Annotated in this window: 12 protein-coding genes and 1 riboswitch; of the genes, 2 read left to right on the top strand and 10 right to left on the bottom strand. The window is 74.3% G+C overall.

Going from position 1 to position 14,525, the window contains the following annotated elements:
* Window positions 1-115 precede the first annotated feature (115 nt).
* Window positions 116-286, bottom strand: a riboswitch (FMN riboswitch).
* Between the two features lie 78 nt (window positions 287-364).
* Together ACFOW4_RS08410 and rpe are read right to left on the bottom strand one after the other, a co-directional pair.
* Window positions 365-1,321 carry a response regulator gene (locus tag ACFOW4_RS08410; RefSeq protein ID WP_377526012.1) on the bottom strand — a complete coding sequence of 319 codons (957 nt, stop codon included), beginning with the start codon at window positions 1,319-1,321 and terminating at the stop codon, window positions 365-367.
* Between the two features lies 1 nt (window position 1,322).
* Window positions 1,323-2,003 (bottom strand): ribulose-phosphate 3-epimerase, encoded by a 681-nt coding sequence (gene rpe, locus ACFOW4_RS08405; protein WP_377526011.1) that lies wholly within the window; start codon window positions 2,001-2,003, stop codon window positions 1,323-1,325.
* Window positions 2,004-2,256: 253 nt separating this feature from the next.
* On the opposite strand from rpe, the gene ACFOW4_RS08400 reads away from it, so the two are divergent.
* Window positions 2,257-3,147: a septum formation family protein gene (locus ACFOW4_RS08400; protein WP_377526010.1), complete on the top strand. Its 891-nt coding sequence runs from the start codon at window positions 2,257-2,259 to the stop codon at window positions 3,145-3,147.
* An 82-nt stretch (window positions 3,148-3,229) separates the two neighbouring features.
* Entirely contained in the window at window positions 3,230-4,120 is an 891-nt protein-coding gene (locus tag ACFOW4_RS08395; protein WP_377526008.1) for a septum formation family protein, read from the top strand.
* 76 nt (window positions 4,121-4,196) lie between these two features.
* On the opposite strand, the gene ACFOW4_RS08390 is transcribed toward ACFOW4_RS08395, so the two are convergent.
* From ACFOW4_RS08390 to coaBC, 8 genes are all read right to left on the bottom strand, one after another.
* Window positions 4,197-5,549 (bottom strand): RsmB/NOP family class I SAM-dependent RNA methyltransferase, encoded by a 1,353-nt coding sequence (locus ACFOW4_RS08390; protein ID WP_377526122.1) that lies wholly within the window; start codon window positions 5,547-5,549, stop codon window positions 4,197-4,199.
* A gap of 206 nt (window positions 5,550-5,755) precedes the next feature.
* Entirely contained in the window at window positions 5,756-6,682 is a 927-nt protein-coding gene (fmt, locus tag ACFOW4_RS08385) for a methionyl-tRNA formyltransferase (protein WP_377526007.1), read from the bottom strand.
* Between the two features lie 4 nt (window positions 6,683-6,686).
* Window positions 6,687-7,244, bottom strand: a complete 558-nt coding sequence (gene def, locus ACFOW4_RS08380; protein WP_377526005.1) for a peptide deformylase — start codon at window positions 7,242-7,244, stop codon at window positions 6,687-6,689.
* A gap of 45 nt (window positions 7,245-7,289) precedes the next feature.
* Complete coding sequence (locus ACFOW4_RS08375; RefSeq protein WP_377526004.1) at window positions 7,290-8,615, bottom strand: cytochrome P450; 1,326 nt, start codon at window positions 8,613-8,615, stop codon at window positions 7,290-7,292.
* 100 nt (window positions 8,616-8,715) lie between these two features.
* Window positions 8,716-9,699 carry an AAA family ATPase gene (locus tag ACFOW4_RS08370; RefSeq protein WP_377526002.1) on the bottom strand — a complete coding sequence of 328 codons (984 nt, stop codon included), beginning with the start codon at window positions 9,697-9,699 and terminating at the stop codon, window positions 8,716-8,718.
* Between the two features lie 213 nt (window positions 9,700-9,912).
* Window positions 9,913-11,967, bottom strand: coding sequence for a primosomal protein N' (locus ACFOW4_RS08365; RefSeq protein ID WP_377526001.1), 2,055 nt, complete (start codon window positions 11,965-11,967; stop codon window positions 9,913-9,915).
* Window positions 11,968-12,026: 59 nt separating this feature from the next.
* On the bottom strand, window positions 12,027-13,220 hold the full coding sequence (gene metK, locus ACFOW4_RS08360; RefSeq protein ID WP_377526000.1) for a methionine adenosyltransferase: 1,194 nt from the start codon (window positions 13,218-13,220) through the stop codon (window positions 12,027-12,029).
* A gap of 88 nt (window positions 13,221-13,308) precedes the next feature.
* The gene (coaBC, locus tag ACFOW4_RS08355) at window positions 13,309-14,517 is read right to left on the bottom strand and encodes a bifunctional phosphopantothenoylcysteine decarboxylase/phosphopantothenate--cysteine ligase CoaBC (RefSeq protein ID WP_377525997.1); all 1,209 of its coding nucleotides are present in this window, start codon (window positions 14,515-14,517) and stop codon (window positions 13,309-13,311) included.
* Window positions 14,518-14,525 lie beyond the last annotated feature (8 nt).

The raw sequence follows: 14,525 nt of genomic DNA, 5'->3' as shown, positions 1-14,525 counted from the left end.
GCATCGGCCATGGGGGCCGCAAGCGGGCGGCGGCGGATTCCGGGTACGGCGCAGCCGTCCCGGGGGGTCGGCACAGCACGCTGAAGCCAGCGGCCGGCTCGGACCCGTCCGTCCCGCGCGCTGTCTCCCATCCGGACTGTCTGGGCGCGGACGAACCGCCCCCAACCGTCGGCCCTGGGTTCTCACCAGGTCCACCGGGCGGCAGAGCCGTCCGGGTCGCGGGCTTACCACGGTCGGACCGTGGATCACCGCCGGTTCGGAATTACACCGAGTCCCGCCAGCGCGTGGTGGGTACCCCGGAAGTCTTACACGCCGAACGGCGTCCGTCGCCACCGAGGGATGTACTTCACAGAGCAAGTACCTTTCAGGTGACCCCGCGGCGGCGGTCCACCGCCACGTACGACCCGGGCTGGCTCTTGGCCACGGTCTTCATCTCCGAGGCCACCGCGATCGCCTCGAGGGGGTCGGTGAAGCGCTTGCCGGCGTCGGAGAGGCTCACCCCGATGGAGAGCGTGACCAGGGCGGCCCGGCGGATGGTGCCGCGCCGGTCCTTCAACTCGACGAAGCCGCGCTCCCGGTCGGTCGGGTCGTAGAGCGAGTCGGCGGCCTTCTCGAAGTCGAGCACCGCCCGGGAGGTCAGCGGGCGGACCTGGGACGGCGTGCAGACGATGACGAAGTCGTCGCCGCCGACGTGGCCGAGGAAGGCCGGCGGCAACCCGACCGCCACCACCGCCCGGTGCAGGCTGCGGGCCAGCGCGGAGATGAAGTCGTCGCCGCGGACGAACCCGTACCGGTCGTTGACGCTCTTGAACCGGTCGATGTCGATGTAGCCGACCGCGTAGTCCACCCCCTGGCGGACCCGGTCGCTGATCTCCCGACGGATCCGGCTGTTGCCCGGCAGCCCGGTCAGCGGCGAGACCTCGCGGAACTCCTTGTTGCGCCGCAGCGTGGAGCTGACCCGGGCCAGCAGCTCGGCGGTGTCGAACGGCTTGACCAGGTAGTCGTCGGCGCCGGCGCTGAGCCCGTGCACCTTGTCCACGGTCATGCCCTTGGCGGTCAGCATGATGACCGGCAGGGCGGAGGTCATCGGGTCGGCGCGCAGCCGCCGGGTCAGCTCCAGGCCGTCGATGCGGGGCATCATCAGGTCGACCACGGCCAGGTCCGGTCGTTGCTGTTCGATGATCTCCAGCGCCTCCTGGCCGTCGCTGGCGAGGAGCACGTCGAAGCCGTGCAGCCGCAGGTTGAACTCGACGAAACGCGCGATGTCGGCGTCGTCGTCGACGACGAGGATGATGTCCTTGCGGTCGCCGTCGGGGTCCACCTCAGGCCCCGGGCGCCGCGCGTTCCGCCAGCGCGCGCAGGCGCCGTACCGCCTCCGCCGGGTCGGCCGCGCCGTACACCGCGGTGCCGGCGACGAACGCGTCGGCGCCGGCGGCGGCGGCCTGCTCGATGGTGTCGGCGGCGATCCCGCCATCCACCTCGATGCGCAACTCCAGGTGACCGGCGTCGGCGTGCCGGCGGGCGGCGCGGACCTTGTCCAGTAGGTGCGGGAGGAACCGCTGCCCGCCGAAGCCGGCCTTGATGGTCATGATCAGCAGCGTGTCGAAGCTGGGCAGCAGGTCCAGGTACGGCTCGATCGGGGTGTCCCGGTCGATCGCCAGCCCCGCCTTCGCCCCGGCCGAGCGCAGGTCCTTCGCCAGCGCCACCGGGTCGTCGCACGCCTCGGCGTGGAAGGTGACGTTGTACGCCCCGGCGTCGGCGTAGCCGGGAGCCCACCGCCGTGGGTCGGTGATCATCAGGTGCACGTCGAACGGCAGCGTGGTGGCGGCCCGCAGGCTCTGCACCACGGGCAGACCGATGGTCAGGTTCGGCACGAAGTGGTTGTCCATCACGTCGACGTGCAACCAGTCCGCGGCGTCCTCGACGGCACGGACCTCTTCGGCGAGGTGGGCGAAATCGGCGGCCAGGATGCTCGGCGCGACGATCGGCGGCGGTACGGTCACGGGGCCAGTGTACGAACGCGGCCACCCGCCGCCCGCATCGCGGCACCAACCGGGACGCGCTGTGATCCAGCGGTGACCTGTGGTGCAGAATTGACCGATCCGGCTGACCGAATCCGGACGAAGAGACATCCGTGGCTGGCCGATCGACGGGAACGCGACAACACTCCAACAGGGACGGTGCCGACAGCCGTACGCCCGCGGTGCGTCACCGCGGGTCTCGGTGACCGGCCGTCAGCTCCCGGGAAGGGCGGAGATGCGACGGTGGCTCGAAGCGCTGGCGCTGGCCGGCGCCACCACGATCCTGCTGGCGGGCTGCGTACCGGCGCGCGGGGCGGACGGTGACCTCACCGACGACTGGCCCGCGCTGCGGGCGCCGAGGCCGTTCGTTCCCGCCACGGACACCTGCCTGCCCCGGATCACCTCGATCGTGCAGGCCAGCACGTACGAGACGGTCGACTGCGCGCGCAACCACCTGGCCGAGGCGATCCACGTCGGCGCCTTCACCGGCGCCACCGCGCAGGCCGCCACCCGCCCGGAACCGGGCTCCACGGCGCTGCGCACCGCCCGCGCCGAGTGCGACCAGCGGGCCCGCGAGGTGCTCGGCGGCGACTGGCACTCGGCCCGGCTCACCCTGAACATCGCGCTCCCGTCGGCACCGGCCTGGATCGGCGGCGCCCGGTGGTTCCGCTGCGACCTCAGCGAGACCGACAGCATCGACAACACCCGACCGGTGAACCGCAGCGGCAGCCTGCGCGGCGCGATGATCGGTGACTCCCCGCTGACCCACCGCTGCTTCGACCCGAAGCTGATCGGCGACAACCTCAACTACATGGCACCGGTGCTCTGCACCGAGCCGCACCGCGCCGAGTTCGTCGGCGTCTACGTGGAGCGCGACATGAGCTGGGCGGAGTTCACCCGCTCGGCCGAGCAGGCACACCGGCGCTGCATGGCGCTGATCGCCGCGTACGCGGCCGTGCCCAACAACAGCGACCTGCCGTACCGGGCCGGGTCCATCTACTACCCACCGTCGCAGCGGGAGTGGGAGGAGGGCGACCGCGGGGTGCGCTGTTTCCTGTGGAGCGACGACCGGAAACTGACCCGCTCCATGCGCGGCGCCGGCCCGCAGGGACTCCCCGCGATCTAGCACCTGTGCCGTATGCTGCTGCGCCGTGGCGCTACCGGCGGCTCGGGGCGGCCGGAGACCACGATCGGCGGGAGGTCGGCGGATGCGACGGTGGTTGGCGGCGGTCGCCGGAGGCGCGGCGGTGGCCCTGGCGTTGACCGGGTGCGGCGCCCCCGCCGGGGTGGACGAGAACCTCACCGACGACTGGCCGGCACCGGTGGCCGCGCAGCAGTTCGTGCCCGCCGCCGACGTCTGCCACCAGGCCTTCCAGCAGGTCGGCTACCTCAGCGGCTACAACCCGGTGGCGTGCACCGAGGCGCACCGGGTGGAGACCCTCCACGTGGGCACGCTCACCGGGCCGGGCGCCGAGCGGAACTCACCCCCGCCGGCCGGATCGGCGGGCATGCGCGCCGCGCAGGCAGGCTGCGACCGGGAGGTCAGCAAGGCGGTCGGCGCGGACTGGCGCTCCGGTCGGCTCGGCCTGACCGTGGTGCTGCCCTCGCCGCCCGCCTGGGCCGGCGGCGCCCGCTGGTACCGCTGCGACGTCATCGAGATCGCCGGCCTCGACGACACCTCGGCCGGCCTGCGCACGAACAGCCTCCGCGGGGCGCTGACCGGCGCCGCGCCGCTGGCGTACCGCTGCTTCAACCCCAAGGTGGTCAAGGACGACGTCGACGAGATGGTGCCCGTCTCCTGCACCGCCAAGCACCACGCCGAGTTCGTCGGGGTCTGGCAGGCGCCGGACATCAGCTACGCGGAGTTCAACCGGACCGACAAGCGGACCCACCGCGCCTGTCAGACGTTGACCGCCCGGTACGCCAAGGTGCCGGACAACGGTCAGTTGGACTTCCGCGCCGGGACGATCTACTACCAGCCGTACGAGCAGGAGTGGAAGAACGGCAACCGGGGGGTGCAGTGCTTCCTCTGGGTCAGCGACCGCAACCTGACCCGCTCGATGAAGGGCGCCGGCACCAAGGGCCTGCCCGTCACCTGACCGCACCACCCAGCTGTAAGGAAGGGCCCCCTGTTAACGCCAGGCGTTAACAGGGGGCCCCTCCTCACACGCGGGGTCAGGTGCGGCGCAGCACGGCCAGGAACATCGCGTCGGTGCCGTGCCGGTGCGGCCAGAGCTGCACGGTCGGCCCGTCACCCAGGCCGGGCATGCCGGCGGGCAGCAACGGCCGGGCGTCGACGAAGTCCGCCGACACCCCGCTGCGGCGGGCGGCCTCGGTCACCGTCACATGCGTCTCGACGGTGTGCGGCGAGCAGGTGACGTAGGCGACCAGGCCACCCGGGCGCACCGCGCGCAACGCCGCGCCGAGCAGCTCGCGTTGCAGCCGGGTCAGCGGCGGCAGGTCCGAGGGCTGACGGCGCCACCGCGACTCCGGCCGGCGGCGCAACGACCCCAGCCCGGTGCACGGGGCGTCCACCAGCACCCGGTCGAAGTGCCCCTCCGGCAGCTTCGGGTCGGCGCCCACCGTGCGCCCGTCGGTGGCCACCACGGACACCGGCAGACCCCGGGTCGCCAGCTCGACCAGCCGCGCCCGGTGCTCGGCCACCTCGACCGCGGTCACCCGGGCACCACGCTGGGCGGCCAGCGCGCCGAGCAGACCGGCCTTGCCGCCGGGCCCGGCGCAGAGGTCCAGCCAACGCCCGTCCGGGCCGTCCAGCGGCGCTTCGGCGAGCGCGTTCGCCACCAGCTGGGAGCCCTCGTCCTGGACGTGGGCACGGCCGTCGGCCACCGCAGCCACGTCACCGGGGGCGCCGCCGGGCAGGTAGACGGCGTACGGGGAGAACGCGCCCGGCGCACCGCCGACCTGGTCGGCCAGCTCCACCGGATCGATCAGCCCGGGCCGGGCGGCCAGGTGCACCGGCGGGCGCTCATTGTCCTCGATCAGCAGGCGTTCCGTCTCGCCCAGGTCACCGCCGAGCGACTCGGCGAAGGCCCGCACGATCCACTGCGGGTGGCTGTACGCCAGAGACAGGTAGCCGACCGGGTCGCTCTCCCGTGCCGGGGCCAGCTTCTCGACCCAGGCGTCGGCGTCACGCGTGGAGACCTCGCGCAGCACCGCGTTGGCGAACCCGGTGGCGCCCGGGGCGACCGAGCGGACCAGGTCCACGGTCGAGGAGACCGCCGCGTGCGCCGGCACCCGGGTGTGCAGCAACTGGTACGCCCCGAGCCGCAGCGCGTCGCGCACCGGCGGGTCGATGCGGGCCACGTCCCGGCCGGCCGCGTCGGTCAGGATCGCGTCCAGGGTGCCCAGGTGACGCAGGGTGCCGTAGGTCAGCTCGGTGGCGAACGCGGCGTCGCGCCCGTACAGCCCCTCGTCGCGCAGGATCGTCGGCAGCACCAGGTTGGCGAAGGCGTCGTCGCGGTGCACCGCCGCCACCGCCTCGTACGCGGCCCGCCGGGGCCGGTCCATCGGCGGCCGGGCCGGGCGACGCTCACCGCCGCGGTCTCCACCACGCGCACCCCACTGGCCGCCGCGCGCCGGCCGTCCGCCGCCGTCGGAGCGCTCGCCGCGCCGGTCACCGGAGAACCGGTCGTTGCGCGGCCGCTGCCCAGCGTCGGCGCCGGAGCGCTCGGCGCCGGAGTGGCTGTCGCTGCGGGTCGGACCGTCCGGGGCCGTCACGCGAGGTCCTCGCCGGCGCTGACGCGGACGCCACGCGCCCAGTCGGTCGCCGGCATGGCCCGCTTGCCCGCGGCCCGTACCTCACCCAGCCGCACCGGCACGGTGGCCGTGCCGACCAGCACCCGATTCTTCTCCACCAGCAATTCCCCCGCCTTCAGGTCGGGGCCGTCGGCGGCCGGGACGATCGGCCCGAGCTTCACCCGCTCGCCCCGGAACGTCGTCCACGCGCCGGGGGCCGGGGTGCAGGCCCGGATCCGGCGGTCCACCGCAAAGGCCGGGTCGCTCCAGCGCACCCGGGCGTCCTCCACGGTCAGCTTCGGTGCCAGCGACACCCCGTCGGCCGGCTGCGGCTCGGCCCGGGCGGTGCCGTCGGCGATCGCGTCGAGCACCGCCACCAGCAGCCCGGCGCCCGACTCGGCGAGCCGCTGCAGCAGGTCGCCGGAGGTGTCGCCGGGGCGGATCTCGTCGGTGAGGGTGCCGAAGACGGGGCCGGTGTCCAGCCCCTGCTCCAACTGGAACACGCTGGCCCCGGTCAGCTCGTCGCCGTGCAGCACCGCGTGCTGCACCGGCGCGGCGCCGCGCCAGGCCGGCAGCAGCGAGAAGTGCAGGTTGATCCACCCGTGCCGGGGGATCTCCAGTGCCGCGGGCGGCACCAGCGCGCCGTAGGCGACCACCGGTACGCAGTCCGGTGCCAGCTCGCGCAGCCGGTCGAGGAACTCCGGCTCGCGGGGACGCGCCGGGGTGAGCACCTCGACGCCGTGCTCGTCAGCCCACTCGCCCACCGGAGACCGGGACAGGCCGCGTCCGCGCCCGGCGGGCGCGTCCGGCCGGGTGACCACGGCCACCAGGTCGTGCCGGGACGCGGCGACGGCGGCGAGCGCGGGGACCGCGACGGCCGGCGTACCAGCGAAGATCACGCGCACGTCGTCACCGGCCCAGACCGAATGGATCGCTGAGGTGCGGGCTGAGCTTGACCGTGGGCGGGGCGGACGCGTCGTACCAGTCGGCCTGACGGATCGCCTTCATGGCCTCCTTGCGCCCCTCGGCGTCCAGCCGGTCGAGGAAGAGCACCCCGTCCAGGTGGTCGGTCTCGTGCTGGACGCAGCGGGCCATCAGGCCGGTGCCGACGATCTGCACCGGGTCCCCGAAGGCCGTGAAGCCCTTGGCGACGACGTTGAGCCGCCGCTTGGTGTCGAAGTAGAGGCCGGGGATCGACAGGCAGCCCTCCGGGCCGTCCTGCTCCTCGGAGTCGGGGAACTCCAGCACCGGGTTGACCAGGTGGCCGAGCACGTCGTCGACGTCGAAGGTGAACACCCGCAGGCCCACACCGAGCTGCGGCGCGGCCAGGCCGGCGCCGTTCTGCTCCCGCATCGTGTCGGTCAGGTCGGCGACGAGCTTGCGCAGCTCGGCGTCGAAGTCGACGACCGGATCGGCCGGCGTGCGCAGCACCGGGTCCCCAAACAGACGGATGGGCTGAACGGTCACGCGGGACGGCTCCTTCATGGGTGGGACGAGCGGTGCCGTACCAGTCTACGGAGTGCCCGGACGGACCCCGGCCGGCGTACCGCGATCGGCCAGCGGGGATGTGCCCAGCGTCACCGGCAGGGTCTCGTAGCCGCGCAGGGTGAGTCGGGTCCGGTGCCGGGGACGGCCGGCCAGGGCGAGGCCGGGGAACCGGCGCAGCAGCAGCGGGAACGCGACCTGCGCCTCCAGCCGGGCCAGCCCGGCGCCCAGGCAGTAGTGCGCCCCGGCCCCGAACGACAGCGGGTGGACCTGTTGGCGCCACGGGTCGAACCGCTGCGGCTCGGGATAGCGCCGGGGATCCCGGTTGGCCGCGCCGAGCAGCAGCAGCGTCCAGCTTCCCGCCGGCAGCTCGGCCCCGCCACAGGTGGCCGGCGCCTGACTGATCCGGGTGGTCAGCTGCACCGGGGAGTCGTAGCGCAGCAGCTCCTCGACGTACCCGGGGGCGAAGTCGGGCCGCTCGCGCAGCGCGTCCGCGGCGCGCGGGTGGTCGAGCAGCACGACGAGGCCGTTGCCGAGCAGGTTGGTGGTGGTCTCGAAGCCGGCGACCAGCAGCACCACCAGGTTGGCCAGCAGCTCCTCGCCGGAGAGCCGGGCACCGTCGGCCCTCATTCGGTCCGGAGCGCCGCCTCGCGGCGCGGAGGCCGAATCATGGCCGTCGGCGTCGTGCACCCCGACCAGGGCAGTGGTCAGGTCGTCGGCGGGCGCGGCGCGGCGGTCGCGGACCAGCGCGGCGAAGTAGTCGCGCAGCTCGGTGGCGCCCTGGTCGGCGACGGCCAACTCCTGTGGGGTTATCTCCGGCTCCAGCACCCCGGTCAGGTCGGCGGCCCAGCGCCGGAACAGCGGCCGGTCGGCGGCCGGCACGCCGAGCAGCGCGCAGATCACTCCCACCGGCAGCGGGTACGCGAACTCGGCCATGAAGTCGACGGGCTCCCCGTCCCGGGCCCGCTCCCGCATCGCGCCGACCAGTTCCTCGGCCTGCGCCTCGACCACGGCGCGCATGGCGGCGATCCGGCGGGGGGTGAAGGCGCCGGCGGCGAGCCGCCGCATCCGGCTGTGGTCGGGAGCGTTGGTGCGCAGCATCGACCGGGAGATCGACGCGACGGCCGGGCTGTCCCGCCACCCGGGGAGAAACTGGTCGCGCAACGCGTCGTCCATCACCCCGAACCGGGAGTCGCGCAGGATCTCGTCGGCCTCGGCATAGCCGGTCACCACGGAGAACACCGGCCCGGCCTGGACCAACGGTCCGTGCGCGCGCAGCCGCTCGTAGGTCGGATACGGGTCGATGCGCCCCTGCGGTGACATGAGCAGCGCGAGTGCCTCGGCAGGATCCATGACCGGCCTCCGGTGTCGATACGTCGGAGGCTTCATCATGCCCATCGGCGGGGCCGCCGGCATCCCCGCCGGTGCGGTGCCGGTGCGCCGGGCGGTCGCGTCAGGCGCCGGCGCCCGGCTCCCCGGCCAGCACCGCGTCGCCGCCGAGCAGGGCCGGCTCGGGCAGCGGAAGCTGGATCTTGTGGGCCGCCTCCCAGTCGTAGACCAGGCCGGGGCGCACCTGCGCGGCGAAGTAGTCGATCGCGCTCATCCCGCCCACCACCGGCTCGTCGACCTCGGCGACGAGCTGGGCCGGCACCAGGGAGAAGCCGTTCTGCAGGGCGGCGCTGAGCCGCCGGTGGCCGTCGACGACGAAGAAGTACTCGCCGGTGAAGCCGATCTTCAGTGGCTGCAGTGCCTCGTCGCCGGCCTCGGCCACCTCACCGACGAACTCGCTGTCCCACAGGCCGCGCAGGGTGGCGATGTCCTCGGTCGGGTAGACCCGGGCCGGGTCCAGCAGCAGCAGCGGCGGGGCGTCGTGCACCACGTCGGCGCCGAGCGTGCCCTCGTACGCGGCGACGATGTGCTCGACCACCTCGGCCGCGGAGGCCCGGGTGGTGTCGCAGACCAGGTCGTAGTTGCGCAGCCGCGCCTTGTCCACCCCGTAGCGGACGATGAACCGGCTCCGCTCGCTCTCGCTGCGCTCGCGCAGCTTGGCCTTGGCCTCCTCCAGTGAGGTGTAGCTCTCCGCCGGCCCGGACGGGCGGGCCAGCACCCGACGGGCCGCCTCGCCCGGCTCGGTGATCATGTGCACCTTGAGCGCGTCGGTGAAGAAGTGCCAGGCCAGCCGGGAGTCCATGACGAGGTGCTCGCCGGAGGCGGCGATGTCGCGCTGGAGCTGGTCGACGTAGCCGTCGACGGCCTGGTCGAGCTCGGCGTGCAGGTTGAGCTGCAGAGCGGTCATCTGCCGCTGCTGTGCCATCTCGCGGTACAGGTCACCCACGCTGACCCGGCGCAGCCCGAGCCGCTTGGCGATCTCCACCGACACGGTGCTCTTGCCGCTGCCGAGGTCGCCGTTGAAGACGATCGATTGACGAACGGTCACGACTGGTCCACCCCTGATCACCGGCTGATTGACATCATCGATATCGCGTCCGACCGACGCGCTTCCGCCTTCGTCGCGCCATTCGTAGGCCCGGGCATGACGGGCGATGCTACCACTTGGCCGCCACCGCTTTACCGGACGCGGTGTGCGAGAGGCCCTCTGGCCTGCGCCGTCGGCCCCGGGCGGCACCGCCGCGACCGCAGCCGCGGATGCTCAGAACAGGGTCAGCGGGTCCACCTGGAGCCGGACCGGGTCGGCCGCCTTGCGGGCCGCCCGCGCCCCGGCCGCCGAGTGCAGCGCCTCCGCGAGCGCGGCGGCCCGGGCCCGGGGCACCCGGACCAGCATCCGCTCCCGACCCTCCTCGGCCGGCACCGGCCCGAGCACCTCCGCGCCGTCGGGCAGCCGGGTCGCGGCGAGCAGGTCGGCCACCGCCTCGGCCACGCCGGTGACGCTCGCCATCCGCACCGCCGGCGGGAAGCCCAGCTCGCGACGCTCGGCCAGCTCCCGGGCGGCGAACCAGGCCGCGTCCCAGCGCAGCAGCGCCTGCACCGGGGCGAGGGCGCCGTCGGCGACCACCACGACCTTCCCGGTCGGGGCCGGCCGGGCCAGCGCGGCGGCGGCCAGCCAGCGGCGCAGCGCCTCCTCCCCCGCCCGCAGGTCCGCCCGGGTCAGCAGGGCCCACGAGTCCAGCAGCAGCACCGCGCCGTAGCCGCCCTCGGCGACCGGTTCGGCCCCAGGCGTGGCGACCACCAGGGCAGCGCCGCCGGGCACGCCGGTCAGCACCTCCTCCCGCCCGGAGGTGCGCACCGGCACGCCGGGAAAGGCCCGGCCCAGCTCCTCGGCGGTACGCCGGGCGCCCGTCACCGCGGCCCGCAACCGCCGCCCGCCGCACTCCGGGCAGGCGTACGCGGCGGCCACCCGCCCGCACCAACGGCAGGCCGGGGTGCCACCGGCCGACGGCAGCGCGAGCGGACCGGCGCAGTGCGGGCAGCGGGCCGGGGTGCGGCAGTCCGCGCAGGAAATCGAGGGCAGGTAGCCGCGGCGGGGCACCTGCACCAGCACCGGCAGGTCCGCCCGAACGGCGTCGCGGGCGGCCGTCCAGGCCAGGCTGGGCAGCCGGGCGGTCGCCGCACCGGGGTCGCGGGCCAACTGCGGGTCGTCGCCGGTGGGCGCGATGGCCGGGGTACGCGCCCGCACGGTCGCCCGGTCGGCGACCACTTCCCGGGCCCAACCCGTCTCCACCAGCAGTTGCGCCTCGGCGGTGCGGGCGTACCCGCCGACCAGCGCGCCGGCGTCGGCGAGCTGGGCGCGGGTGAGCAGCACCTCACGGGCGTGCGGATAGGGGGCCCTCGGCTCGGCGTGCAGGTCGTCGCCGTCGTCGAAGATGGCGACCAGGCCGAGCCGGGCCACCGGGGCGAACATCGCCGCACGGGTGCCGATCACCACCGGCACCTCGCCGCGTCGGGCGGCGAGGAAGGCCCGGTAGCGCCGCGCCGGGCCGAGGGCGGCGGAGAGGCTGGCGTGCCGCCCCGGGCCGAGGGTGTCGGTGAGCGCCGCGTCCAGCCGGTCCAGGTCCCGGGCGTCGGCCACCACGACGACCGCGCCGCGTCCGCCGGCCACCGTGGCGGCCACCGCGTCGGCGTACCGGGCGGCCCAGTCCTCCCCTGGCAGGGCGGACCACACCGCGCGGGGGGCCCGGCCGTCGGCGAGGGCGCGCAGCAGCGCCGGCCCGGTCGGGTAGTCCCGCCAGCCCCGCGGGTCGAGCACCGGTGCGGCCCGACCGGACGGACCGGTCGCGGCGGTCGGGGCGGTCGGGGCGTCGCCCGCGATGGTCGGAGCGTCACCGGGCGGGGTGCCAGTCGCAGCATCGCCGACCGGGGTGCCGGTCGCAGCGTCGCCGGGCGGGACGGCCTCGGGTCGGTCGGCGGCTGGGCCGGGGACGCCGCGCGGCTCCTTCTCGACCCGGGCGTGGCGGGGCGGCACGGCCAGGCGGAGCACGTCGGCGAGGCTGCCCGCGTACCGGTCGGCGACCACGCGCGCCAGACGGGCGATCTCCGGCGCCAGCACCGGCTCCGGGGAGACCACCTTCTCCAGGTAGGCCAGCCGGCCGGTGTGCCCGGAGTCGTCGGCGCGCTCCAGCAACCAGCCGTCGACGAGCTGGCCGGCGAAGCGCACCTTCACCCGGGTGCCGGGCACCGCCACCGCGTCCAGCTCGGCCGGCACCAGATAGTCGAAGGGCCGGTCCAGGTGGGCCAGCGGCACGTCCACGCAGACGCGAGCGACCGGCGACCCGTCCGCGGGTCGCCGGTCGCCTCGCCTGATGCCGGTCAGGCTCCCGCGGCCGACTTGAGGTCGGCGGCCCGGTCGGTGCTCTCCCAGGTCAGGTCCGGCAGCTCCCGGCCGAAGTGGCCGTACGCGGCGGTCTGCCGGTAGATCGGGCGGAGCAGGTTGAGGTCGCGGATGATGGCGGCCGGACGCAGGTCGAACACCTCGGTGACGGCCTTCTCGATCGAGGCGACCGGCACGGTCTCGGTGCCGAACGTCTCGATGAACAGGCTCACCGGGTGGGCCTTGCCGATCGCGTAGGCGACCTGCGCCTCGCACCGCTCGGCCAGGCCGGCGGCGACCACGTTCTTGGCGACCCAGCGCATCGCGTACGCGGCCGACCGGTCCACCTTGGACGGGTCCTTGCCGGAGAACGCGCCGCCGCCGTGCCGGGCGTAGCCGCCGTACGTGTCAACGATGATCTTGCGACCGGTCAGCCCGGCGTCGCCCATCGGGCCGCCGATCTCGAACCGGCCGGTCGGGTTGACCAGCAGCCGGTAGCCCTCGGTGTCCAGACCGAGGCTCTCCAGCTCGGGGGCGATGACGTGCTCGCGCACGTCGGGGGTGAGCAGCGAGTCCAGCGAGATGTCCGCGGCGTGCTGGCTGGAGACCACCACGGTGTTCAGCCGGACCGGGCGCAGCCCGTCGTACTCGATGGTGACCTGGGTCTTGCCGTCCGGACGCAGGTACGGGATCGTGCCGTCCTTGCGCACCGCGGCGAGCCGACGGGCCAGCCGGTGCGCCAGCGCGATCGGCAGCGGCATCAGCTCGGGCGTCTCCGAGCAGGCGAAGCCGAACATCATGCCCTGGTCGCCCGCGCCCTGCGCGTCCAGCGCGCTCTCCGACGCCCCGGTACGCAGCTCGAAGGCGTTGTCCACACCCTGCGCGATGTCCTCGGACTGCGCGCCGATGGAGACGCTGACGCCGCAGGAGGCGCCGTCGAAGCCCTTCTTCGACGAGTCGTAGCCGATGTCCAGGATCGTCCGCCGGACGATGGTCGGGATGTCGGCGTACGCCTTGGTGGTCACCTCACCGGCGATGTGCACCTGGCCGGTGGTGATCATGGTCTCGACTGCCACCCGGCTGTGCGGATCCTCGGCGAGCAGGGCATCGAGGATGCCATCGCTGATCTGGTCGGCGATCTTGTCCGGGTGGCCTTCCGTGACCGATTCGGACGTGAAGAGGCGGCGTGTCACGGCACTCCTAAGCGTGTGAAAGTCGTTCCGCGGCAGTCTAGTCACCGCTGCGGACGGTGGCGGGGTCGGTCGCGTGCCGTTCCACCCGTCAGGAGCGGCCGGCCAGCCGCGCCACGACGAGGTCCCACACGGCGTCGGCCACGTCCTCCTTGGACCGCTCGGACAGCCGGGTCATCGAACCGTCCGCGCCGATGACCGTCGCCGCGTTGGTGTCGGCGCCGAAGACCTTGTCCGTGCCGACCTCGTTGACCACGACCAGGTCGGCCCGCTTCCGGGCGAGCTTCGCCCGGCCGTTGGCCTCGGCGTCGCCGGTCTCGGCGGCGAACACCACCAGCACCTGCTCCGGCCGGCGGCGCTGGCCGAGCTCGGCCGCGATGTCCGGGTTCGTGACGAGCTCGATGGTCGGCGCGACGCCGTCGTCCGACTTCTTGATTTTGCCAGGCGCGTACGTCGCCGGCCGGAAATCGGCCGGAGCCGCGGCCATCACCACCGCGTCCGCCTCGGCGGCGGCGGCGAGGGTGGCCTCGCGCAGCTCGGCGGTGGTGCCGACGCGGACCAGGTCGACACCGGCGGGGTCGGCCAGCGTCACGTTCGCGGCGATGAGGGTCACCCGGGCACCCCGGGCCACGGCCGCGCGGGCGAAGGCGTAGCCCTGCTTGCCCGAGGAGCGGTTGCCGAGGTAGCGGACCGGATCCAGCGGCTCGCGGGTGCCGCCGGCGGTGACCACCACCCGGCGACCGGCCAGGTCGGCGGGGGCGTCCCCGCCCCGGGCGAGGGTCCGCCGGGCGACCGCGAAGATCTCCGCCGGGTCGGGCAGCCGACCCTTGCCGGTGTCGGCGCCGGTGAGTCGGCCGACGGCCGGCTCGATGACCCGCACGCCCCGGGCGCGCAGCGTGGCGACGTTGGCCACGGTGGCCGGGTGCTCCCACATCTCGGTGTGCATGGCCGGGGCCAGCAGCACCGGGCAGCGGGCGGTCAGCAGGGTGTTGGTCAGCAGGTCGTCGGCGAGGCCGTGGGCCGCCTTGGCGAGCAGGTCGGCGGTCGTCGGCGCGACCACCACCAGGTCGGCCTGCTGGCCGAGTCGGACGTGGGGCACCTCGTGCACGTCGGACCAGACGTCGTCGGCGATCGGCTGACCGGAGAGTGCCGCCCAGGTCGGCGCCCCGACGAAACGGAGCGCCGACGCGGTTGGCACGACACGAACCCGGTGACCCGATTCGGTGAAGAGGCGCAGCAGCTCGCAGGCCTTGTAGGCGGCGATGCCGCCGCCGACCCCGAGGACGATCCCGGCGGACATCGACGTGT

The organism is Micromonospora sp. GCM10011542 (assembly GCF_042650685.1).
Taxonomy (GTDB): Bacteria; Actinomycetota; Actinomycetes; order Mycobacteriales; family Micromonosporaceae; genus Micromonospora.
The sequence above is the reverse complement of the archived record's forward strand: the minus strand, read 5'-3'. Positions and strand labels throughout refer to the sequence as shown.